The organism is Nocardiopsis sp. Huas11, from assembly GCF_003634495.1.
Classification (GTDB): domain Bacteria; phylum Actinomycetota; class Actinomycetes; order Streptosporangiales; family Streptosporangiaceae; genus Nocardiopsis.
The window spans coordinates 3,182,907-3,204,818 of sequence record NZ_RBKY01000001.1 but is presented as its reverse complement, the minus strand read 5'-3'; the positions used below and the strand labels follow the sequence as shown (position 1 = coordinate 3,204,818).

Here is a 21,912-nt window from a genome sequence, read left to right as displayed (position 1 = left end):
ACGCCACGCGCCGGGAATGCGGTTCACCGAGCGCTATCAGCGCACTCACTGCGACCGATGACACATTTACCAACCGAACAGCATTCGATGACTCGCGCATTCGTCCGGACCATTGACTAATGACCTCCGCCGGACGGTCGGGAGCGCCTCCGCCCCGGGCTCTCCCCGAATGTCCCACCAGTGTGCCATGGTGGAGACCTCCGTCACATTCTGGAGTTGGTCATGACGTATCTCCTGGTCATCGGCACGCGCAAGGGGCTCTTCACGGCCCACAGCGAGGACCGGCGCACGTGGCAGGTGGACGGTCCGCACCGTCTCGACGCCGCCGACTACGCGAGCATGAGCTCCGTGTACGCCGTGGGGATCAATCCCCACTCCGGCCGTATCCTCGCCGGCGCGGAGAGTTCCCATTTCGGGCCGAGCGTCTGGTACAGCGACGACAAAGGGGCGACCTGGCACGAACCGGACACCGCGCCCATCGCCTTCCCGGAGGACACCGACGCCTCCTTCACCCGCGCCTGGCAGTTCGCCTTCGGCGACGACCCCGACACCGTCTTCGCCGGGGTCGAGCCGCACGCCCTGTTCCGTTCCTCCGACGGCGGGCGGAGTTTCGACCTCGTCCGCGCGCTCTGGGACCACCCGCACCACGACGACTGGTTCCCCGGCGCGGGCGGCGGCGCCATCCACACCATTCTGCCCGGGCTGCTGGCCTCCGGACAGCGCGCGCCCGACGCCATGACCGTGGCGATGTCCACCGGCGGCGTCTACCAGACCCAGGACGACGGCCGGAGCTGGAAGCCGGCCAACCGGGGGATCGGCGCCGGGTTCCTGCCCGACGAGGAGCCCGAGTACGGCCAGTGCGTGCACAAGGTGGCCGCCGCGCCGGACGGGGTGATGTACGCCCAGAACCACCACGGCGTCTACCGCAGCGCCGACCCCGCCGGGCAGGGCTGGACCGCCATCGAGAAGGGCCTGCCCACCGACTTCGGCTTCGCCATGGTCACCCATCCCGGGCGGCCCGCCAGCGTCCTCAACTTCCCGGTGGTCAGCCAGGAGGTGCACCTGCCCCCGGACAACCGGCTGGCCGTCTACCGCACCGACGACGCGGGGGACAGCTGGCGGCCCTACGTCGACGGCCTGCCGCAGGACGCCTACTTCGGCATCGTGCTCCGCGACGGCGCGTGCACCGACGGCGCCGACGTGCCCGGGTTCTACTTCGGCACCCGCACCGGCGACGTCTACGCCGCCACCGACGACGAGGGCACCTGGCACCAGGTGGCCGCCCACCTGCCGGACGTCCTGTGCGTGCGGGCCACGGAGGTATGAGATGCGGGTGACCGTGCATCTGCCCGGCCTGCTGCGGGCCGACGCCGGAGGGGCCGCGCACATCCCGGTGGAGGTCTCCGACGGCACCGGGCTCGGCGGTGTGCTCGACGAGCTCACCACGCGGCATCCCGGGCTGGACCGGCGGATCCGCGACGAGCAGGGGCGGCTGCGCCGCTACGTCAACGTGTTCGTCAACGACGACGAGTGCCGGGCCATCGGCGGCCTGGACGCCACCGTCCCCGAGGGGGCCGACGTGCGCCTCCTGCCCTCGGTCGCCGGAGGCTGACCACGGCGCGGACGTGCCGCCCCGAGCGGAGCGCCGCGGGACACGGCTCCCGCGACGGTCCGCCCGGACGGCGGCCCGCCCTGACGCCCTCGACCACAGGTCCGCGCCCCCACGACGGACCTCCCTCGCCCCCGCGTTCAGGCCTGACGTGCGGCCCTGGGCGTGGGTGCCTCGGCCCGGCGGGTCCGCTCAGGCGCGCCTTCGACCAGCGGCTCCGGTCCCCGCGGCCGGACGTCCCCGCCCCGCGTTCAGGTTCTGGGAGAGACGGTGGGCGTGTCCTCCGGCTCCGAGGGCCCGTCCGGCCCACCGGGCGGTCCGCCCACCGGCGGGGCACCGACCGCGCGTCGCATCGGCATCGGACGCAGGTGGGTGAGGCTGCGCCACACCCACTCCAGCGGTCCGAACCGGAACCGGCGGTCCCACCAGCGCGCGGCCAGCGCCACCACGACGAAGTAGGCCACGGCGAGCCCGTACTGCGCCAGCAGCGGCACCTGCCCCTCGAAGGGCCCCATCGCCGCCAGGAACACCAGCGTGCTGCCCAGATAGGCGGTGAGCGTCATCCGGCCCAGCGGCACGAGTCCGCCGAGCACACGCGCGGACACGCGTCCCCGATTCATCAGCCACCAGACCAGGCCCAGGTAGAACAGGGCTCCGCCGAGTCCCATCAGCGTGCCGCCCACGGACTCGAGCATGTCCGAGCCCGGCTCGCGGGGCGGCATGCCGTCCGAGCCCAGGCCGACCGGAACTCCGTCGGCGTCCAACTCCAAGGGGAAGAAGAAGTCGGCGGTAAGCATCGGGAGCACGCCCAGGACCTGAACGACCAGCCCCAGCACGACCAGGCGCAGCGGCAGCCGGGACGGACCCGCGGACGCCTCCGCGGCCGTCTCCGGACGGCGGGCCAGCCACACCCCCACGCAGAAGAAGCCCAGGGTCTGCGGCACGAGCACCACCAGGGTCTCCAGCTCGGAGGACTGGGGCGAGAACGCCGCGGCCACGGGCGCCACCGCGAAGAAGAACACCGCCGCGGCGAACAGCGGCCGGGCGCGCGACCCGGCGACCAGCAGCGGCATCAACGGTGCCAGCACCAGGGCCGCCAGCGCGTAGTGGGTGAGGATGTCGCCGGAGAAGACCCACAGGTGCGGTACCCCGAACAGCGCACCGAGCACCAGGTAGCGCCGCAGCATCAGGGCCATCGGCGCGCCGCCCCGGCGGACGGCGGCCCGCCAGGCGAGCACGGCGCCCGCCCCGAGGAGCACCATCAGCAGCGAACGGGCCTTGCCCGACATGAGCAGGGTCAGTCCCCCGTCCACCACTGAGGTCAGGGCGCCCTGGGGGTGCCCGCCCGCCATCTCGGCCGAGAACACGACCGTGGGCGCGTTCATCAGCACCACGCCGATCATCGCCAGCGCCCGTGCGGCGTCGAGGAAGGGCACCCGTCCGCCGGAGGGCGGGCGCACGCGGGCGGTCGGGATGTCGGTCACGAGGAGCCTCCTGGATTCGGGTCACCCCAGCGTCGCCGCCGGAGGGCGCCGCCCGCATCGACCCTTCGGCGGACCGCTGGGAGAATCGGTCTCGTCCTTTCGGCCGACGGAATCCGGCCGTCCGCCTTCTAAGGTGGTCGCATGGCGTTGAACAGGGCCTTCGGCCGCATCGTGGGCCGGCTTCCGGTGTCCGTCGGCCTGCTCCCGCGCGTGGTGCCGCTGATCGTGGGCGCCGTGCTCGTGCTCGTGCTCTTCCAGTCCATGACGAGCCTGACCGGCGACCTGGCCTCCCCCGAGTGGCCGGGTCCGCCCGTGACACCGATGTCGTACCTGCCCCTGGTCTCCGGCGCCCTGGCGACGGCCCTGGCCCTGGCCGCCTTGCGACCGCGTTCGGGCCCGGCCCTGACCACGGGCGCCACCGTGGGCGCCTCACTGGGGATCGCGGCCGTGTCGGTCCTGCTGTGGCCGCTGCCCAAGGGCGTGTTCGGGTTCGGCTTCGTGGCGGCGGAGATGGCGCCCCTGCTGGTCCTGCTCACCCTCACCGCGCTGCGCGCCCGCCCCTGGCAGGTCACCGCGGCCGCCGGCACGGCCTTCGCCGGCGCGCTCTCCGAGTACCTCCGTGAGCCCTTCTTCTGGTCCGGGTACACCATGACCTCCCTGAGCTTCGTGGTCGTCGGTCTGGCCCCGGGCCTGTACCTGCGCTGGTGGGAGGCCCGGCGCCGGACGCACGTGGAACGGGCGCGCGCCCAGGAGCGGCTCGCCATCGCCCGCGACCTGCACGACGTGGTGGCACACGAGGTGACCGGCATCGTCGTACAGGTGCAGGCCCTTCGGCACGTCGCCGACCGCAACCCGGGGGCCGTACGCGACGCCCTTCCGGAGATCGAGGCGGCCGGCACGCGCGCGCTGGAGTCGATGCGCACGATGGTCGCCCGGCTCCGGGAACCGGGCGAGGCCCCCCTGGCACCGAGCGCCGAGGAGGGCCTGGCCGCGCTGGCGGCACCCGCCGCGACCGGGCGACCCGAGGTGAGGGTCAGTGTCGACGGCCAGGTGGCGGACCTGCCCACGGATGTGGCGACCACGGTGCTGCGCGTCGCCCAGGAGTCGGTGACCAACGCGCTGCGCTATGCCCGAGGGGCCGCTCTCGTCGGTGTGGAGGTCGCGGTCGCGGCGGACGCGGTCCGCATGCGCATCCACGACGACGGCCGCGGGGGCGTGCCGCCGATGGGTGGCGGCCACGGCCTCGTGGGCATGGCCGAACGCGTCCGGCTGCTCGGCGGGGAACTCACCGCGGGTCCCACCGCTCCCGGCCACAGGCACGGCTGGGCGGTCCGGGCACGGCTGCCGCTGACCGCCGCCACGGTGCCGGCCGCCGGGGCCGCCACCCGCGACGACCGGAACGAGGACACGTGACGATTCGGGTACTGCTCGCCGACGACCAGCAGATGGTCCGGACGGGCTTTCGCTTCATGCTGGACGCCGAGGACGACATCTCCGTGGTGGGCGAGGCCGGGGACGGGGTCGAGGCGGTGCGCCTGGCACGCGAACTGCGCCCGGACGTCACCCTCATGGACATCCGGATGCCGGGCGTCGACGGACTGGAGGCCACCCGCCGCCTGGCCGGCCCGGGCGTGGCCGACCCCCTGCGGGTGGTCGTGGTGACCACCTTCGACCTGGACGAGTACGTGCACGCGGCGCTCACCGGGGGCGCGGTCGGCTTCCTGCTCAAGGACGCCGGCCCCGCCCTGCTGGTCGAGGCCGTGCGGGCGGGTGCGCGCGGCGACGCCCTCGTCTCGCCGAGCATCACCGTGCGCCTGCTGCGGCACTTCGCCGCCGCACGGCCCCCGTCACCGCCCCAGGACGGCCTGCTCACCGCCCGGGAGCAGGAGATCGTGCGGGCCGTGGCGCGGGGGCGCACCAACGGGGAGGTGGCCGAGGAGCTGTTCGTGACCGTGAGCACCGTCAAGACCCACCTGGCGAGCGTCCAGACGAAGCTGGGCGCGCGCAACCGGGTGGAGGTCGCGGCCTGGGCCTACCGGAACGGGCTGATGGCCGAGTGAGCCGGCGGCGCGCGCCCACGGTCCCCGCGTGCGCGAGCGCGGGACCCTTGACGAAAACCTGAGCTGGATCTGACCAGTATCGCCCGTGTCGTCCCGGTACCGCCATGGGTACGAAGCGTGATGATTGCCTGGAATCACCCATCCGCGACGACTGCGAGGGATGACCCATGGCCACCATGCGCGCGGCCCGGCTGAACGTGAGGACCCGGACCCTGGAGGTCACCGACGTGCCACGGCCGGCCCCGGGTCGCGACGAGGTCCTGGTGCGGGTGGTGGCGGCGGGCGTGTGCCTGTCCGACGTGCACCTCATCGACGGCTCCCTGACCCCGCTCCACCTCAAGGGCGACACGGTCACCCTCGGCCACGAGGTGTCGGGGATCGTGGAGGAGCTGGGACCGGAGGTCCTGGACGTGGGCGTCGGCGACCGGGTCGCGCTCCAGGCCGGAGAGCACGACCGCCACGGACAGGTGCTCACACGCGGCGTGGACTACGACGGCGGCTGGGCGGAGTACGCGCTCGCCTCGGCGGACACCCTCGTGCCGATCCCGGACGCGCTCCCCTTCGACGAGGCGGCGATCATCCCCGACGCGGTCTCCACGCCCTGGGCCGCGGTCACCACGACCGGGGACGTCCGCCCGGCCGAAGCGGTGTGCGTGTGGGGCGTGGGCGGCCTGGGCGCGCACGCCGTCCAGTTGCTGCGCCTGGTCGGCGCGGCCCCGATCATCGCCGCGGACCCCGACGCGCAGGCGCGCGCCCGGGCCCTGGACTTCGGCGCCGACGTCGCCCTGGACTCCACCGACGAGGACTTCCTCACCAGGATCGGCCAGCTCACGCACGGGCGGGGCCTGGACGCGGCGTTCGACTTCGCCGGGGTCCCGGTGGTGCGGGAGCAGGCGGTGAAGGTCCTCGGCGAGCACGGCCGCCTGATCCTGGTGGGGCTCACCAACCAGCCGTTGGAGGTGACCGACGGCACCCGCTTCAGCTACCTGCGGCAGCAGATCCTCGGCCACTACGGGTCGGAGCCCGAGCACGTGGTGCAGCTGGTCGACCTGGTCGCGGCGGGGCGGCTGGAGTTCAGCCGCTCCATCAGCGGGTCGCTGCCCCTGGAACAGGCCCCGGAGGCCGTGGAGCGCCTCCGCGAGCGGATCGGCTCGCCGGTCCGGATCGTCCTGCGCCCCTGAGACCTCCGGCCGACCGGATGCGCGAGCGCCCCGCAGGCCCTGGGGTCCTCGGGCACCGCGACGCGCTACCAGTTGGCCGGGGCGTAGTCCTTGAGGAAGCAGCCGTGCAGGTCCTCGCCGAGCTCACCGCGGACGATGGGGTCGTACACGCGCGCGGCCCCGTCCTCCAGGTCCAGCGGGGCGTGGAACCCGGCCTCCGCCAGCCGCTCCTTCTCCGGGTGCGGGCGCTCGTCGGTGATCCAGCCGGTGTCGACCGCGGTCATGAGGATGCCGTCGGTCTCCAGCATCTCCGGCGCGCTGGTCCGGGTGAGCATGTTCAGCCCGGCCTTGGCCATGTTCGTGTGCGGGTGCCCGGGGCCCTTGTACCCGCGACCGAAGACGCCCTCCATCGCCGACACGTTGACGATGTAGCTGCGGCGCGCCTTCGACGCCGCCAGGGAGGGACGCAGCCGGTCCACCAGCAGGAACGGCGCGCTCACGTTGCACAGCTGCACTTCCAGCATCTCGACGGGGTCGATCGCGCCGATCCGCTGCGTCCAGCTGTTGACCGGGGCGAGGTCGGGCACCAGGCCGCCCGCGTCGATCGCCGTCCCCGCGCGCACGCGGTCGAAGGACGCCGATCCCGTGGTGAGCGCCAACGAGGTGAGCATCTGCGGGGTCAGCGCGTGCGCGGCGACCTCGGCTCCGCCCTCGGGCGCCTCGGCCAGGGCGCGCGGGCGCACCCCGCCCAGCACCAGCGGCTCGGGCAGGCCCTCGCCCGTGAGCGGCTGGGCCTCGGCCTCCAGCAGGGGGGCGTAGGAGGCGGGCGAGCGGCGCACGGTCTGGGCCGCGTTGTTGATGAGGATGTCCAGGGGGCCGCGCTCGGCCACCGTGTCCGCCAGCCGCAGCACCTGCGCGGGGTCGCGCAGGTCGATGCCGACCACGTCCAGGCGGTGCAGCCACTCGCCGCTGTCCGGCATCGCGGCGAACCGGCGCACGGCGTCGTTGGGAAAGCGCGTGGTGATGGTGGTGTGGGCGCCGTCGCGCAGCAGGCGCAGCGCGATGTACATCCCGATCTTGGCCCGTCCGCCGGTGAGCAGCGCCCGCCGCCCGGTCAGGTCGGTGCGCGCGGCCCGGCGCTGCCGGTTGAACGCCGCGCACTTCGGGCAGAGCTGGTGGTAGAACGCGTCGACCTCGGAGTACTTCTGCTTGCACACGTAGCAGGGGCGCGCCTTGATGAGGACGCCCGCCAGCGCCCCGCTCGCTCCGCTGCTGAGCGCCCGGCCGCTGGTCTCGTCGTCGATGCGGTCCGGCGCGGCCGTGGCGGTGGCGGCGAAGACCGCGGAGTCGTGCGCCTGCGCGGCGGCCCGGCGGTCGCGGCGCCGCTGCTCCTTGACGAACTTGAACAGCTTCGCGGTGGCCTGCTGGAGCGTGCGCGAGTCCGCGTGGTCGACGGGCAGCCCCTCGACCTCCCGGAGCACCTCCAGACACACGCTCAGCCGCTCGGGGTCGATCCCGCCCTCGGGCGTCCCGCGCCGATCCTGGTTCTCTGTCGTCTCCGTCACCACTGACTCCACGCCGTCCCTGAAGGTCCCCGAGCGGGGGCCTTCAGGAAGGTTATGCGGCGCCGGAGACCGCCCGGGGCGCGGTGTGGTGCCCGGGAAGGGTGACTATGGAAGGGAAGAGTGTTGACGTGCGGGGCCGCCGGTCCCGCGAGTTGGGGGAGAGCCGTGAACCAGCCGACGACCGCCGCCCCGGAGCGCGTGGTGCTGCTCGACGAGCGGCACGAGCGCGTGGGCGTCGCGGACAAGGCCACCGTGCACACCCGCCACACCCCTCTCCACCTGGCCTTCTCCTGCTACGTGCGGGACGCGGCCGGACGCGTCCTGGTCACCCGGCGCGCTCTGGGCAAGACCACCTGGCCGGGGGTGTGGACGAACAGCTGCTGCGGCCATCCGGCTCCGGAGGAGGACTTGGAGACGGCGGTGCGGCGCCGGGTGGGCCAGGAGCTGGGCCTCACACTGACCGACGTGCGGTCCGCGCTGCCGGACTTCCGGTACCGCGCGGTGTCGGCCGAGGGCATCGTCGAGAACGAGTTCTGCCCGGTGTTCTGGGCCCGGACCGCCGACGTCCCCGACCCCGACCCGGCCGAGGTCGCCGAGTTCGCGTGGACCGGGTGGCGCGACCTGGTCGCGCTCGCCGAGCGCGCGCCCTGGGCCCTGAGCCCCTGGGCGGTCGAGCAGATCCCCCGCATGGACGCCGCGTTCGAGGGCGCACCGCCCGCCTGAGTCGCCCCGCGTTCAGGCGGGGCTCCGTCCGGAGTGCGCTCCGCCCCGGGCGGTGGCCCCGCGCGGTCGGCGGACCCGTCCCGGGCGGCGGCCCGGCGCGGTCGGCTCCGGAACCGCCGGAGCGCGAACGGCGCACGCGCGGACCGAAGCGGGTAGGTACCGGGTCAGCACACCCCACCCCCAGGAGTTGAGTGAGCCGATGACCGCCGCCCCCTCCCCCGCCTCCGCGCCCCGCCGACCGGCCGCGATCGCCTTCGACGTCCTCGACACGCTCTTCCCCCTCGCTCCGCTGGAGTGGCGCTTCCGCGCGGCCGGCATCCCCCGCGTCCTCATGACCCGCTGGAGCGACCACATGCTGAGGGACGCGTTCGCCCTCACCCTCCTGGACGGCCGCCACACCTTCGAGGACGTGGCCCGCGGTGCGCTGCGCGACATCACCGGCCACCAGATCGCCCCGGCGGCGGAGGACGCGATCATCGAGGGGATGGCGGAGCTCACGGCGCGCCGCGAGGCCGCCGACGCCCTGACCGCCGCGCGCGGGGCCGGCCTCAGGGTGGTGACGCTGGGCAACGGCGACGACGGACCCACCGCGGCGCTGATGGCGCGGTCGGGTCTGGAGGCGCTCGTCGACGGAGTCCTGAGCTGTGCGGCGCCCCACAGCTGGAAGCCCTCGTCCACGCCGTACCTGGCCGCCGCCGAGGCCCTGGAGGTCGAGCCCGGCCGCCTCGCCCTGGTCACCGCGCACGGCTGGGACGTGGCGGGCGGCTCGCGGGCGGGGCTGGTCACCGGCTGGTCGGCCCAGTTGGAGGGCCGCTTCCCCTCGGTGTTCCCCCCGCCGGACGTGAGCGGCCGGGACCTGGTCGAGGTCGTGGACGGACTCCTCGCCCTCCCCTGACCCGGTCCGGGCCGGCCGCGTCGCCCGCGTCCCTCACCCCTCCCAGGAGTGGTCGTACTCCGGGTGCGCGCGGTACACGGCCGCCAGGTACTTCACGGCCAGCCGCCAGGCCAGCAGTTCGGACCAGGGGTCGGCGCCGTTGACGGGGGTGGAGGAGTCCAGCACGCGCATGCTCGTGGAGTGCGCCTGGGCGTAGCCGTGGAGGATCCTGCGTTTGGCCGCGACCTCCGCGAGCGCTCGCTCACGGCCGCGGGAACCGACGGGTACGGCCTTGGACGCCCGTTCGTCCTCGTCCAGGCGGGCACTCAGGAACTCGACGATGGTCAACGGACAACTCCCATCCTGTACCCCCATATCCCTACATAAGGGCCAGTATCTGCCATCTTCTCCGGCTCGACCACTCCCCCGTGACCGGCTCCGCCACCGGCTCCGAGCCGAGCTCCGGAGCCGGTCCCCCGTGCGGCCGTGTTCCTAGGGCGTGTATGACGGATGCCGCCCGTCGCGAGCGGCGTTCCGGTGGTGGCCTCGCAAGGCCGAAGAAGGAAGCATCCTGGTACGGCTGTTGACTGATGAGAACGCAGTGAGGGTGCCGCTGGGGCGTCGCGCAGCAGGGTGAGTGTCCCTCATACACGCCCTAGCTGCAGCCCTCGAACTGCGGCACGCTCGTGGTCACCTCCAGGTCGGTCTCGCCGAACCAGGTGTCCAGCAGTTCGGCCGCGGTCCCGTCCTGGTACATCTCGCTGACCGCCTTGTTCACCGCCTCGCAGGCCCGCACGTCCCCGTACGGCAGCCCCACGCCGTACTTCTCGTCCGTGAACGGGTTGTTGACGAACCGGAAGGCCGACGGGTCCTCGGCCAGGAACCCCGCCAGGATCAGGTTGTCGGTGGACACGGCGTCCACGTCGCCCCCGCGCAGCCGGTCGATGCACGCGCTGTAGCTCGGCGCGTCCATCTGCTGCACGTCGATCCCCAGGCCCTCGGTGATGCGCCGGGCCGAGTTCGAGCCCTCCCCCTGGCACACGCTCATCCCCTCCAGGTCGCGCACGCTCTGGATGTCGGTGGCCTCGGCCCGCACCAGCAGGTCCTGCTTGGCCACGTAGTAGGGGCCCCCGAACGTCACCTCGGTCTTGCGGGCCGGCGTGATCGAGTAGGTGGCCAGCACCATGTCGACCTCACCGCTGATCAGCTTGTCCTCGCGCTCGCTGGAGACCAGGCCCACGAACTCCACGTCCTCGCGGGCCACTCCCAGCTTGTCGGCGATGTAGAGGGCCACGTCCACGTCGAAGCCCGCGAACTCCCCGTCCTCGCCCTCCAGCCCCAGTCCGGGCTGGTCGTACTTGACGCCCACGGTCAGCGAGTCGGCGTCGGCCAGCGACGGCTCCCCGCCCACCACCGCGGAGCAGGCGGGCAGTCCCATGACCGCCACGGCGGCCAGGGCGGCCGCGGCGACGGTGCGACGGTGTCGGTACCTCATCGGCCTGTTCCTTGTCTCTCAGCGGTACTCGGCCAGCCGGGGGCGGACCCCCAGGACCACGAGGGCCAGCAGGGCGAGCGTGCCGACCGGCAGCGCCCAGGTCCACGGCGCCAGCGCGCGGTCGCCGCGGTCGATGCCCTCGTCGAACGCGTCCACGTGGAGCCCGGTGAGCTCGTCCAGCGCGTCGACGTACTCCCGGAAGACCCCGTCCTCGGAGTGGGCGATCTCCATCCGCTCCTCGATCGCGCCCTCGGTGTCGCCCGCCATCGCGGCCGCGCGCATCGCCTCGTCCCCGTCCTGGATGGCGTCGTAGGCCGCCAGCACGTCGGCCAGCGCGTCCTCCTGCCCTGACAGCAGGGTGTCCTGCGCCCGCTGGCCCAGGTAGCCGAGCGTGCCGGGGTCCTCCTCGTCGGCGCCGTCGGAGCCGGGCAGCTCCGGGTAGGAGTCCGTGACCCCCTGGATCTGCTCGTAGTAGTCGTCCAGGTTGGTCGCGGGCCGGAAGAGCACCGCCTGCGCCCGGTCGAGGTAGGTCTGCTGGTAGTTGTCGGCCAGGCGCGGGTCGGCCAGGTAGCGGCTCTGGTCGGCCTGCATGTCGGTCGCGATGGCCCCGGCCCTGGCCAGCGCCATCGCCGCGTCCAGGCCCTCCTCCTTGGCCCGGCTCTGGTGGCCGCCGCTGGTGTTGAGGGCCAGCACGACGCCCACCGTGAGCACCACGGTCCCCGCGGTCGCCCCGAGCAGGAACGCGTTGAACCGCCGCCGGAACCGCACCCGCAGGTAGAGCTGGAGGGCGATGAGAGAGCCCACCGCCAGCACCCCGACGACACCGACCCACACCAGGCCGAGCGCGACGGACCCCTGCCCCTCCTCGTGGTTGGCGCGCACGATCGCCGAGGAGTCCAGGCCCAGGTTGAAGGCCTTGGGCAGCAGCTCGGTGTGCATCAGCCGGGTGGCCTCCCGGTAGGAGTCCAGGGCGGCCTCGTCCACCTCACCGGGCGGGGCCCCGGCCTCGTCGTTGATCAGACGCGCCTCGGTGGCCAGCTGCTCGTAGGCGCCCATGCCGTCCAGGACCGCCTGGACGTTGTGCTCCTCGATGGTGTCGCCCTCGGTCAGCGAGGCCGCCTGGAGCAGGGCCTCGTTGGCCCGGCCGCGGCTCTCCTCGTAGCGCTCCAGGGAGTCCGCGCGGCCCGAGCCCAGGTCGTGGTCGGTGCCCATGAGCAGGACGTCGGCCATCCGGGCGTCCATGTCCGCCAGGGCCAGGTAGAGCTGCGTCGTGGCCATCGCCTGGGGACCGGCGTTGTCCCCGAGCACGTTCAGGCCGTCCCTGGCCTGGTTGAGCGTGAACGTGGCCGACCCGAACAGCGCCACGATCGCGGTGACGGTCACCGTCGACAGCAGCCACACGCGCGCGGGGGTCGTCCGCAGCCTGCCCCGGTACCGGGCGATCCGGCCGGGGGCGGGAACCGGATCGAGCGGACCGGGTACCGGAGGTCGTTCCTGGTCGATAGGGGGGCTTGTCAACGGGGTTCACCCCTTCTGGAGGATGATGACGGTCCACGCGCCGACGTAGATGCGGTCACTGGGTCGCAGGGGAACCTCCACGTTGTGGGCGATGGGGTTGGCCGTGCCGTTGATGGTGGTCCCGTTGGTCGACCCGGGGTCGACCAGGGCCCAGGTGTCCCCGGGCTGGGCGACGAGGATGGCGTGGATGTGGGAGATGGCCGGGTCGCCGCCGGGGCCGCCGAGGTCGATCTCGGGGGTGAAGCCCCGCGACGCGCTCCGGCGGCCGATGTGCACCCGGTCGCCCTTGAGCGAGACCCGGCGCTGCCGGTTGTTGGAGGGGAACGAGATCTGCGCGGGGTCGAGCATGCCCTGGTCGACCATGTACTGGTAGTACGCGGGGTCGGCGGCCACGACCGCGCGCCAGTAGGCCCCGCTGCCGCCCGAGCCGGCGCCGGAGTGCCGCCGCTGGTGGGCGCCGGACTGCGAGGCGAAGTCGTAGCCGCACTCCTCGCAGAAGCGCCCCGCCCGCGGGGTCTTGCACTCCGGGCAGGGGCCTCCCCTGGGCGCGGCGGAGGACCGCGCCGCCGGGGGAGACGGCGCGGGCGGGGCCGGCGGGGGCACGGACCTGGGCGGGGGCGGCTGGGGGTACTGCTGTCGATGCGGTTGGGGTGGGACGGGTGCGGGCGTGTACGCCTGGAGGCGCAGTCCGCAGACGTCGCAGAAGTCGGTCGCCCTGGAGTGGTGCCCGGTAGGGCAACTCGGCATGGGTCCCTCCTACCCGGATGCGGGGGATTCGCCGGACGCGTCCCCCGGCGGGCGGGGGCGGGTCCGTACGGTGCGGGTCGAGTTGGTGTCGAGCGTCATCTCGTCGACCTTGTCGACGGTGGGCTTGAGGCGGACCGTGCCGGTGACGGCGTCGATGACGTCGACCACCCGTTCCAGCAGCTTCGCGGTCTCCTCGTTGCCCGACTCGTGGGCGAGCGCGACCGCCCGGCCGAGCCGTGTGGTGGCGACGTCCTCGTCACCGTCGCGGCGGGCGGACAGCCCGTCCTGGATGGCCTGGGCCAGTTCCACCTGGCGGGTGTAGTGGGCCACTCTGGGATTGATCTCCGTCGCCCTGGCCTCGTCCGCGGTCCATTCCGCCAGGATGTTGCCCGAGGCCAGGACGTGGTCGTCGATGCCGTGCTCGCCCGGGATGACGACCCGCACCCACCCGGCGCGCAGCTGCCGTCCGGGGTCGCCCGGGGGCACCTGGACGCACACGTGGTAGTCGCGGCTCTCCGTCCCCCAGGAACCGGTCGGGAAGTCGCCCGCCTGGGCGACCCGTTCCACCGCGCGGCCGCTGAGGTCCTGGACCGTGGGCGCGACCTGCTTGACGTAGCGCACCACGGCGTTGTGGGGCGTCCACAGGCGCAGGGCGACGTCGGCGACGGACTTGCCCATCGAGGCCTGGGCCATCGCGCGAAAGTCCGCGGCCATGTCGGCCGGGTCGGCGATGATGCCGGGGCCGCCGCCGAGCAGGGCCGCGTCGATCCGGCGCAGCTCGTCGACCTTCCAGTCCGTCCCCACGCCGCGGCAGTCGCAGACGAACCGGCCGGCGATCTTGCCCAGGACGCGCTCGAACTCCTCGGGCAGCTCGTTGTTCTGCCCGTCGGTCAGCAGGATGGCGTGCTTGATGCCCTCGTCCACCGGCGCGAACAGCTCCGCCGCGCGGGTGAGCCAGGTGCCCATACGGGTCCCGCCGTCCGCCCGCAGGGTGCCGACCGCGGCCAGCGCCTCGGCCCGGGTCTCGGAGTCGACCTTCACCAGCCGCTTCTCGGTGGGGTAGATCATCTGCGCCGTACGGTGCCCGGCGACCACCGCGAAGCTCACGCCGTCGCGCAGGGTCTCGACGGCGGCGCGGGCCGCCTGCTTGGCCGCGTTGAGCTTCTCGCCGTACATGGAGCCGGAGGTGTCGACGATGATCACCTCCGAGGCCCGCACGGACGTGCCCACCAGGATCGGGCTGTTGGAGGTGACGCTGACGATCGCGTGCACCTCGCCTCTGCCCAGCGGGAGGAACCTGTTCTGGTCGATCTCGACGTGGAACTCCGGCTCGCCGGCTTGATCAGGCCTGTTCGGCACGGTGACCCCCTTGTGCGGTGGGTACGGGAATGACGACGACGGTGATGTTGTCCTTGCCGCCGGCCTTCAGGGCCAGGCTGACGTAGGTGCGGGCGGCGGCGTGCGGGTCCGCTCCCGCCCCGGGAACGGCGTCGGTCAGGGCCTGGGCCTCCGGGTAGTAGTTCCAGAGTCCGTCGCTGCACAGCACGACGGCGCCGGGCCCGGTCGGGGTCACGGTGGAGATGTGCGCGTCGATCTCGCCGGAGTCGGCGCCCATCCACGCGATGAGGGCGTGCGCGTTGGCCGATCTCTTCGCCTCCTCCCGCGAGAGCGCACCGGCCTGCACCATCGCCTCGCTCCAGGAGTCGTCCTTGGTCAGCAGCGCGGAGGCGCTGGCGGCGGGGCCGCCGGAGAGCCAGTACGCGCGGCTGTCGCCCACCCACCCGATCGTGGTCGTGCCGGAGGCGGGGTCGACCACGGCGGAGACGAACGTGCAGGCCGGCGCGGAGCTGGGCGACTCGGCGATCGCCGCCACGGCCTCGGCGGCGCGGGTCATGGCCGCACCCGTGGCCGCCCGGGGGTCCTCCCCCCGGCGCAGCCGCTCGGCGAGGACGGTCGCGCCCGTCTCGGCCGTGACCCGGGAGGCCTCGTCCGAGCGCGGCGAGCTGGACACGCCGTCGCAGACCACGGCCACGACCGAGCCCGGGGCGTGGGCGTCGTCGGCGTCGATCACCCGGATCGCCATGGCGTCCTCGTTGCGCCGGTGCCGCAGGCCCCGGTCGCTGACCCCGACCGCGGAGCGGGTGCGCATCTCGACGTGGTCGCGGCCGGTGGGCTGGAGGAAGCCGCACTTCTCGCAGTAGCCGTCCAGGACGGTGCCCGGACACCAGACGCACAGGTCGGGGTTGGTCGGCTGGACGGGGTTGCTGCCCGTGGCCGGAGGCGGCCACTCGGGCGCCACCTTCTCCGGGGCCGGCGCCGGAGGCTCGGCGGGCCGCGGCGCACGCCGTACCGGCTGGGTGGCCATGGCGTCGATCTCGTCCCACTCGGAGTCGCTCGTCAGGCTCTCGCTCAGCGTCAGGCCGCCCAGGCTCACCTGGGGGGCCGTGGGGGCGCCGTCGCCGGGCACGAGCCCGGGCCGCGCGTGGTCGGCCAGGCTCTCCTGCGGGGCCGTGGCCACCGCGTCGGTGTCGCGGGCGTCGCGTACCTCCTCGGGCAGGGTGCGGCCGCACCCCTCGCAGAAGACGTCGCCGGCGGTCACCGTGTCCGAGCAGGCGGGGCAGGTGCGCACCACGGTCATCGGAGATCCCTCGTTCCTCACAGCAGCGTCACGGGACGCAGGGAGTTGGCCTTGTCGACGAGTTCGAACCGCTCGGGCGCTCCGGTCGCGCGGTAGGCCAGGGCCCGGTACCGCCGATCCAGGTTCGTCCGCACGCCGTCCTCGGTGAACCGGTCACCGAGCAGGGACTGCCCTTCCGGAGCCCGGCCGCCCGCGTCCAACCACCCCAGCGCGGCCTCCAGGACCCGCGTGGCCAGGCGGTCCGCGGACTCGCCGTCCAGCCCGATCCGCTCCAGGCGGCGGCCGGCCTGCACGAAGTCGGCGGCGTCGGTGACGCGCTGGGGGGTGGCGAGCACGGCGATGAGCGCGGTCTGGGCCTGGACGTACAGGCTCGACAGCTCGGGCACGGTGTCCAGCACCGCGATGGCCGCGTTCCGGTCGCCCTGGGCCAGCCGGATGCGCGCCAGGCCGAAGGCGGCGCTGACGAAGGAGTGGTCGGTGCCCCACACGGTCTGGTACTGGCGCGCGGCGATCTCGCGCTCACCGACGCGCTCGCACGCGATGGCCAGTCCGAGCTTGGGGGCGATCTCCCCGGGGAGGTGGTCGAAGAGCTCGTCGAAGTGCTCGCGCGCCTCCTGGAAGCGCCCGGTGCTCAGCTCGGCGACGGCCAGGTACCACATCGTGCGCCAGTCGCCGGGGACGGACTCGGCGAACTTCTGCAGGACGTCCATGGCCTCGCCGTGCCGGCCGGCGGTGAGCAGGGCGCGGGTCAGCATCAGCTTGGTCTCCGGCGTGGGCGCCGGCATGGCGCGCAGCGCGGGCACCAGTTCGTCCGCCGCCAGTGAGGAGAAGCCCCGCAGGTGCTGGGCGGCCGGGTCGGCGGGGTCGATCAGCGGGCTCGGCAGCAGCGTCGCCGCCTCGGTGGGCGAGGGCGGGGCGAGCATGCGGTCGGCGTTGTGGGCGCCGGACTCGGAGGCCCCGGTGAAGTTCTCCCCGCCGAACAGGGTCGAGGACGCGGGGTGCGGTACCCCCTGCAGGTCGGACAGGACCTCGCGCAGGACACCGGTCAGCTGGTCGGCCATGTCGCCGGCGTCGTGGAAGCGCCGCTCGATGTCGAGGTGGGTGGAGCGCCGGAGCAGGCGGTCGAACGACTCGTAGCGCTGGAGCAGCGGCACGCTCTCGCGCGGCGGGAAGCTGTGCGGGTGCTCGCGCATGAAGCTGAACCGGAAGCTCAGCACGGCCAGCGCGCGGCCGACGGAGTACAGGTCGGCGCTGATCGTGGGCCCGGGTCCGCGCAGCTCGTCCTCGGGCACCCGGTAGCCGGGGGTGGTGTAGACGGGGCTCAGGGTGTCGTCCATGCGCCGCACGCCGCCCAGGTCGATGAGCTTGATCTGCTCCTCGCTCTGGATGACGTTGTCGGGCTTGAAGTCGCAGTAGAGCAGGCCCTTGCTGTGCAGGTAGCCGAGCGCCCGCAGCGACTCCAGCCCGTAGGCGATCACCTGGTCGACGGGCAGCACCTCGTCGCCGGTGCCCTGTTCGCGGCGCTCGATGAGCAGCTCGCGCAGGGACTTGCCGCCGACGTACTCCATCACGATGTGCCCGCCGGGGATCCCGGTGCGAGGGTCGGGGTGCTGGGAGAAGTTGATGATCTTGACGATGTTGGGGTGCTCGACCTCGGACAGGAAGGCCCGCTCGGCCGCCGCGGCCTTGTGGGCCTCGGCGTCGCCCGCGTTGAGCAGGCCCTTGAGCACGACCCAGCGGTCGTTGACGTTGCGGTCGCGGGCGAGGTAGATCCAGCCCAGGCCGCCGTGCGCCAGGCAGCCGAGCACCTCGTACTGGCCGCCCACCACGTCTCCGTCGACCAGCTTGGGCGTGAACGAGAACTGCGTTCCGCACTTGCGGCAGAACCCCTCGGTGCGGCCGGGCTGGTCGCCGCGCGAGCGGCCGACCTTCTCGCCGCAGTTGCCGCAGAACCGGTTCTTCTCGGAGACGACGGGGTTGGCCATGACGGCCTCGGCGGGGTCCCGGTAGGGCACCACGGGGACCTCGACCATGCCCGCGCCGAGCATGCCGCGGTCCGAGCGGCGGCCGGAGCGCGACGCGCCGCCGCTGGTCACGGCCCCGGCGATGCTCCCGGGACCCGAGCGGCCGGAGAGCCTGACGTTGCCGGAGATGGGGTGCGAGTGGACGGAGTCGCCGCCGGAGGTGTCGGTCAGCCACTGGTCGAGGGCTTCCCTCGGCGGCACGGCGCCGAAGGACTGCTGCGGGCCGGACCCGTCCGGCGGCAGGGACGGATGGGGGGCCGGGGCGGGGGGACGGAAGGACTGCTGCGGTCCTGAGGCGGGGGTCCGCGGGGACGGTTGGGGGCCCGTGGGCTGGGGACTCAGGGACTGCTGCGGGCCCGAGGCGGCGACCGCGTCGACGGGCGCCAGTCCGCACACGCCGCAGAAGCCGTCCTCTATCCGGCCCCGGCAGCCGGGGGTCGTGCACTGGGTCATCTCACACCACCATCGCTCTCGCCGTCTGACGCCGCCGCGCCCGGTGTGGTTCTGTTCTGAGCCGATTCGGTTCCCGAAAGTTCGACCAGCGTCCTCTGGTAGGCGGAGAGGGCGACCGTGGCCCGGCGCAGGTCGCAGGGCGCGCTCCACAGGCCCCAGTGCGCCTCGCGGTGCAGGTCCACGAGCCGGTCCTCCTCGGCCAGACCCAGCCGGACGGCGCGCGCCCGGTAGGCGTCCAGGCGGCCGCGGAGCTCGGCGCGGCGCTCCAGGAGGCCCGTCAAGTTCGCCTCCCGTTCGCGGGCGTCGTCCGCGGCGGTGTGGACGGCGCGCTGGAGCTCGCCGAGCAGCGCGCCGAGGTCGCGCCAGCGGCTCTGGGCGCGCAGGACGTCCATGCCCTTGAGCCGCGCGCGCAGGCCGGGGACGGGGTCGGGGACCTCGACGGCCTCCGGAGCGGAGATCTTGCGCACGACCTGGCCGCGCAGTGCGCGGGCGCGGCGCAGGACGGTCTCCACGTCGTCGACGGCCGAGTTCAGGCGCTCCACGCTCTCGTCGAAGGAGTCGCGCATGCGCAGGGCGTCGCGCAGCTCGCCGCGGGTGCGCTCCAGCCGGCCCCGCATCCGTTCCAGCGAGGAGGTGTCCACCCGGCCGTCCTCGAACAGCGAGAGGGGGTCGCGGCGGACGACCTCGCCCACCTGCGCGAGTTCGGCGCGCAGGGCCTCGTGTTCGGTGTCGCCGAGCTCGACCATGTCCGAGAGGGTGCCGATCTCCTGCCACATGGCGTCCAGCTCGGAGAGCCTGGGGTGCAACGCGTCCCACGCGGTCTCCGCCACCGAGACGACCTCGGTGACCTCCTCGTAGTCGGCCGACATCCGGGCGATGGCCTCGGCCGGGGAGATGTGCTCGGCGTCCTCGTCCAGGAGCCCGCGTTCGGCCAGCGGCACGTCCTTCGGCAGCGTGACGGACTCGCCGGTCAGCAGGAAGGTGAGTTCGCGCTGGCCGTCGCGGCCCCGCGCGCGCAGCTCCGTCGCCCGCTCGACCACGGCCATGAAGGCGCCGTGGACCGTCCACAGGCTGTGGACGTGCCGACGGGCGTGCTCCCAGCGCGTCAGGGTACGGCCCGTCAGCTTCGCCCCGTTGAGCAGGCGGTGGCCGACGTTCTGGTCCAGGTCGGTCAGGTTGAGCGAGATCCGGTCGGCCTCACCGCGGACACGGTTCAGGGCGTGGTCGATGCCCTCCCAGCTCATTGGCGGCATCCTCGCCCCTGACGCGCTCGCCACCCGCCGTCCCACTCCCTGTGTCGGTCGCCCTGGTACGCGGGGGCCCGCGGGCGAACACCGTTCCTTTACTAGACAAGAGTCTGTCGTTGACCTACCCGAACCACAAGGGAGCACCCGCCGGAGGCCACGTGCGGCCAACCGCGCCGTGCCCGCGCCACCGGCCACGGCGGCCGGGCCCGGGGGATCCGCCACCCGCGGTGACCGCCCGTCGACCAGAGGGCCCAAGGCCGTGTTCTTTGCGGCATTCCGGGCTCACCCGAAAGCCCGCAGAAGAACACGGCCTAGACGGTCGAGGACTCCAGGGAGTCGAGAAGGAACCGCGCCCGCTCGGCCACCGGCGCCCGCGGCAGCTCCACCACCTCGTACCCGCAGGCGGGATAGGCCTCGACCATCGCCTGGTGGGTGCGCTCGGCCTCCCGCGCCGACTGGTGGCGCTCGGCGTCGCCGGTGTAGATCTCCGGCCACGGCGGGGCGACGAACACCCGGTGGTGGTAGCGGTACCGGCGCGCCGCCTCCGTGACGTGCTCGGGGACCGGCCGGCCGCGCAGCCGGTGGTAGCCGACCAGGTCGGGGACGCCGCGGTCGCACAGGACCGGGCCCGGCCATGCCAGGGCCTCCCGGTGGGAGCGGATCTCCCAGGCGAGCATGAGCTCCGCGAAGAGCACATCGTCCTTCCAGGCCAGCCCGGAACCGCCGATCTCGCGCTGGTCGCGGATGACCGCCCGGCCCGCCTCGGGGGTGCGGGCGTAGCCCAGCGCCGCGAGGTGGTCGATGAGGGTCGTCTTGCCGGACCCCGGCCCACCGGTCACCACGACCAGGTGGTCGCCCTCGCCGCTCATGCCCCGACCTCCGCGCTCTGGTTCCCGGTCCGCCGTTCCCCGCGATCCTACGGTTCCGTGACCGGGCTCGTGGGCGACAATGGCGAAGACCGCGACCTCCACCGCCGGGAGCTCCTGTGCCCGACCACTCCGTCAGCCTCGTCGTCTCGGTCCGGGTCCTGCCCGGCCGACGGGCCGACTTCCTCACCGGGATCTCCCGCAACGCCGTGGCGTCGGTCCGGGACGAGCCGGGCTGCCTGCGCTTCGACGTGGCCGCCGACACGGCGGACCCGGACCTGTTCTGGGTCTACGAGGTGTTCGCCGACCAGGAGGCGCTGGCGGCGCACCGGCGCACGCCGCACTTCCTCGCCTGGCAGGAGGAGAAGGCCGCGCTGATCGTTCCCGGCGGCCAGAGCGACCACCTCGGGTCGCTGCTCGTCAGCGAGCGGTGAACCGACCGGCCGCCGCCGCGGGGCAGGACGGCGGGGCCGCGGAACCGCGGGCGGTGCAACGGCGGGCGGTGCAACGGCGGGGCCGGCGGCCGGGTCAGATGCGGCCGGGCGCCTCCGGGGGCTCCGGCGGCTCCTCGTCCCAGCCCGCGCGGTGGCGTCCCCCCGAGCCGTCCCCCGTGTCGGGCGGCAGGCGGCCCTCGTCGCCGCCGAAGTCCTCACCGCCCGCGTAGTCCTCCATGGGCGCGTCCGGCCGCGCTCCCTGGTGGCCGCGCTCGCCCGGCGGGGCGAAGGCGTCGGCCGCGCCCCGGAGCCGGAATCCCGCGACGGCCAGCACGGCACCGAAGATGATGGCGTAGATCCCGACGACGAAGACGATGGCCTGCGCGCCCTCCAGCGGCCAGAACCACAGCAGCAGGCCGAACACGATGGACAGGGCGCCGACGAAGATCAGCAGCCACTCGGACGTGATGTGCGCCCGCAGCCGCACGGCGGCGACGATCTCCGCCACGCCGGTCAGGATCGCCCACACCCCGATCACGAAGACCAGGGCCACGACCGCCACCGTCGGCCAGATCAGCGCGATGAGGCCCATCAGGGCGCTCACGATCGCCTGGACGACCAGGCCCGCCCGGCTGCCCGGCGCGGAGCGGTAGGCGGCGTAGGCCAGGGCCCCCGCGTCGACGATCGCGTAGAGACCGAACACGACCGCCAGGACGACGAGTGTCAGGCCGGGCCAGATCAGGGCCAGCACACCGAAGACGATCGCGGCGATGCCCCGCAGGAGCACCAGCCACCAGTTCCGGCTCAGCTCCCCGAGCATGTCGCCGGCCAACGCATACCGGACCATCGTCGCCTCCGCTCGCCCTCGCCGTCCCGCCCCGTCACGGGGACGCGCACTGCCAGTTTCCCTCACGGTCGCACACTAGCGACTCTGTGTAGGCAAAGGGCGCGGAAAGGCCCGGTTCTGCACGAGTACGGATATGTCGGGCCGGGGATCGAGCGCGGAGCCCGGGAA

Annotated in this window: 20 protein-coding genes; 8 read left to right on the top strand and 12 right to left on the bottom strand. The window is 73.5% G+C overall.

Translation table 11 applies throughout. The features are described 5' to 3' along the window. Window positions 1-222: 222 nt before the first annotated feature. Together DFP74_RS14550 and DFP74_RS14545 are read left to right on the top strand one after the other, a co-directional pair. Entirely contained in the window at window positions 223-1,326 is a 1,104-nt protein-coding gene (locus DFP74_RS14550) for a sialidase family protein (protein WP_121182192.1), read from the top strand. 1 nt (window position 1,327) lies between these two features. After that, on the top strand, window positions 1,328-1,612 hold the full coding sequence (locus DFP74_RS14545) for a ubiquitin-like small modifier protein 1 (protein WP_121182191.1): 285 nt from the start codon (window positions 1,328-1,330) through the stop codon (window positions 1,610-1,612). 248 nt (window positions 1,613-1,860) lie between these two features. Here DFP74_RS14545 and DFP74_RS14540 read toward each other — a convergent pair whose 3' ends face one another. Further along, a complete protein-coding gene (locus tag DFP74_RS14540) occupies window positions 1,861-3,093 on the bottom strand; it encodes a DUF418 domain-containing protein (protein WP_233570987.1) in 1,233 nt (410 codons plus the stop codon). Between the two features lie 141 nt (window positions 3,094-3,234). Between DFP74_RS14540 and DFP74_RS14535 the strand changes: the two genes are divergently transcribed. From DFP74_RS14535 to DFP74_RS14525, 3 genes are all read left to right on the top strand, one after another. Then, entirely contained in the window at window positions 3,235-4,506 is a 1,272-nt protein-coding gene (locus DFP74_RS14535) for a sensor histidine kinase (protein WP_121182190.1), read from the top strand. Beyond that, complete coding sequence (locus DFP74_RS14530; RefSeq protein WP_121182189.1) at window positions 4,503-5,153, top strand: response regulator transcription factor; 651 nt, start codon at window positions 4,503-4,505, stop codon at window positions 5,151-5,153. Before DFP74_RS14535 ends, DFP74_RS14530 begins: the two co-directional genes overlap by 4 nt. A gap of 167 nt (window positions 5,154-5,320) precedes the next feature. After that, the gene (locus DFP74_RS14525) at window positions 5,321-6,334 is read left to right on the top strand and encodes a zinc-binding dehydrogenase (RefSeq protein ID WP_121182188.1); all 1,014 of its coding nucleotides are present in this window, start codon (window positions 5,321-5,323) and stop codon (window positions 6,332-6,334) included. Window positions 6,335-6,399: 65 nt separating this feature from the next. Here the strand turns inward: DFP74_RS14525 and DFP74_RS14520 are convergent, their stop codons facing one another. Further along, window positions 6,400-7,881, bottom strand: a complete 1,482-nt coding sequence (locus DFP74_RS14520; protein WP_370013504.1) for an SDR family NAD(P)-dependent oxidoreductase — start codon at window positions 7,879-7,881, stop codon at window positions 6,400-6,402. 162 nt (window positions 7,882-8,043) lie between these two features. On the opposite strand from DFP74_RS14520, the gene idi reads away from it, so the two are divergent. Beyond that, entirely contained in the window at window positions 8,044-8,601 is a 558-nt protein-coding gene (gene idi, locus DFP74_RS14515; RefSeq protein ID WP_121182186.1) for an isopentenyl-diphosphate Delta-isomerase, read from the top strand. A gap of 199 nt (window positions 8,602-8,800) precedes the next feature. Beyond that, the gene (locus DFP74_RS14510; protein WP_121182185.1) at window positions 8,801-9,496 is read left to right on the top strand and encodes an HAD family hydrolase; all 696 of its coding nucleotides are present in this window, start codon (window positions 8,801-8,803) and stop codon (window positions 9,494-9,496) included. Between the two features lie 33 nt (window positions 9,497-9,529). On the opposite strand, the gene DFP74_RS14505 is transcribed toward DFP74_RS14510, so the two are convergent. The 9 genes from DFP74_RS14505 to DFP74_RS14465 form a co-directional block, all read right to left on the bottom strand. Then, window positions 9,530-9,823, bottom strand: a complete 294-nt coding sequence (locus tag DFP74_RS14505) for a DUF6221 family protein (RefSeq protein WP_121182184.1) — start codon at window positions 9,821-9,823, stop codon at window positions 9,530-9,532. 307 nt (window positions 9,824-10,130) lie between these two features. After that, window positions 10,131-10,970 (bottom strand): glutamate ABC transporter substrate-binding protein, encoded by an 840-nt coding sequence (locus DFP74_RS14500; RefSeq protein WP_121182183.1) that lies wholly within the window; start codon window positions 10,968-10,970, stop codon window positions 10,131-10,133. 18 nt (window positions 10,971-10,988) lie between these two features. Then, the gene (locus DFP74_RS14495) at window positions 10,989-12,392 is read right to left on the bottom strand and encodes a hypothetical protein (RefSeq protein ID WP_121188258.1); all 1,404 of its coding nucleotides are present in this window, start codon (window positions 12,390-12,392) and stop codon (window positions 10,989-10,991) included. Window positions 12,393-12,494: 102 nt separating this feature from the next. Then, complete coding sequence (locus DFP74_RS14490) at window positions 12,495-13,235, bottom strand: FHA domain-containing protein (RefSeq protein ID WP_121182182.1); 741 nt, start codon at window positions 13,233-13,235, stop codon at window positions 12,495-12,497. Between the two features lie 9 nt (window positions 13,236-13,244). Next, entirely contained in the window at window positions 13,245-14,594 is a 1,350-nt protein-coding gene (locus DFP74_RS14485; RefSeq protein WP_121182181.1) for a VWA domain-containing protein, read from the bottom strand. After that, on the bottom strand, window positions 14,578-15,873 hold the full coding sequence (locus DFP74_RS14480; protein ID WP_121182180.1) for a PP2C family serine/threonine-protein phosphatase: 1,296 nt from the start codon (window positions 15,871-15,873) through the stop codon (window positions 14,578-14,580). Before DFP74_RS14480 ends, DFP74_RS14485 begins: the two co-directional genes overlap by 17 nt. 17 nt (window positions 15,874-15,890) lie before the next feature. Continuing rightward, on the bottom strand, window positions 15,891-18,350 hold the full coding sequence (locus tag DFP74_RS14475; RefSeq protein WP_121182179.1) for a serine/threonine-protein kinase: 2,460 nt from the start codon (window positions 18,348-18,350) through the stop codon (window positions 15,891-15,893). Next, a complete protein-coding gene (locus tag DFP74_RS14470; RefSeq protein WP_121182178.1) occupies window positions 18,347-19,594 on the bottom strand; it encodes a hypothetical protein in 1,248 nt (415 codons plus the stop codon). Before DFP74_RS14470 ends, DFP74_RS14475 begins: the two co-directional genes overlap by 4 nt. A 314-nt stretch (window positions 19,595-19,908) precedes the next feature. Further along, complete coding sequence (locus DFP74_RS14465; protein ID WP_121182177.1) at window positions 19,909-20,466, bottom strand: AAA family ATPase; 558 nt, start codon at window positions 20,464-20,466, stop codon at window positions 19,909-19,911. Between the two features lie 116 nt (window positions 20,467-20,582). On the opposite strand from DFP74_RS14465, the gene DFP74_RS14460 reads away from it, so the two are divergent. After that, window positions 20,583-20,897, top strand: a complete 315-nt coding sequence (locus DFP74_RS14460; RefSeq protein WP_121182176.1) for a putative quinol monooxygenase — start codon at window positions 20,583-20,585, stop codon at window positions 20,895-20,897. Between the two features lie 94 nt (window positions 20,898-20,991). Here the strand turns inward: DFP74_RS14460 and DFP74_RS14455 are convergent, their stop codons facing one another. Next, the gene (locus DFP74_RS14455; RefSeq protein ID WP_121182175.1) at window positions 20,992-21,744 is read right to left on the bottom strand and encodes an HdeD family acid-resistance protein; all 753 of its coding nucleotides are present in this window, start codon (window positions 21,742-21,744) and stop codon (window positions 20,992-20,994) included. Window positions 21,745-21,912 lie beyond the last annotated feature (168 nt).

Excerpts from the sequence above, each read along its gene's own strand:
- DFP74_RS14455 (WP_121182175.1), bottom strand. The coding sequence starts at position 21,744 with ATGGTCCGGTATGCGTTGGCCGGCGACATGCTCGGGGAGCTGAGCCGG.
- DFP74_RS14475 (WP_121182179.1), bottom strand. The coding sequence starts at position 18,350 with ATGACCCAGTGCACGACCCCCGGCTGCCGGGGCCGGATAGAGGACGGC.
- DFP74_RS14535 (WP_121182190.1), top strand. The coding sequence starts at position 3,235 with ATGGCGTTGAACAGGGCCTTCGGCCGCATCGTGGGCCGGCTTCCGGTG.
- DFP74_RS14545 (WP_121182191.1), top strand. The coding sequence starts at position 1,328 with ATGCGGGTGACCGTGCATCTGCCCGGCCTGCTGCGGGCCGACGCCGGA.
- DFP74_RS14490 (WP_121182182.1), bottom strand. The coding sequence starts at position 13,235 with ATGCCGAGTTGCCCTACCGGGCACCACTCCAGGGCGACCGACTTCTGC.
- DFP74_RS14480 (WP_121182180.1), bottom strand. The coding sequence starts at position 15,873 with ATGACCGTGGTGCGCACCTGCCCCGCCTGCTCGGACACGGTGACCGCC.
- DFP74_RS14550 (WP_121182192.1), top strand. The coding sequence starts at position 223 with ATGACGTATCTCCTGGTCATCGGCACGCGCAAGGGGCTCTTCACGGCC.
- DFP74_RS14510 (WP_121182185.1), top strand. The coding sequence starts at position 8,801 with ATGACCGCCGCCCCCTCCCCCGCCTCCGCGCCCCGCCGACCGGCCGCG.
- DFP74_RS14500 (WP_121182183.1), bottom strand. The coding sequence starts at position 10,970 with ATGAGGTACCGACACCGTCGCACCGTCGCCGCGGCCGCCCTGGCCGCC.
- DFP74_RS14525 (WP_121182188.1), top strand. The coding sequence starts at position 5,321 with ATGGCCACCATGCGCGCGGCCCGGCTGAACGTGAGGACCCGGACCCTG.
- DFP74_RS14470 (WP_121182178.1), bottom strand. The coding sequence starts at position 19,594 with ATGAGCTGGGAGGGCATCGACCACGCCCTGAACCGTGTCCGCGGTGAG.
- DFP74_RS14465 (WP_121182177.1), bottom strand. The coding sequence starts at position 20,466 with ATGAGCGGCGAGGGCGACCACCTGGTCGTGGTGACCGGTGGGCCGGGG.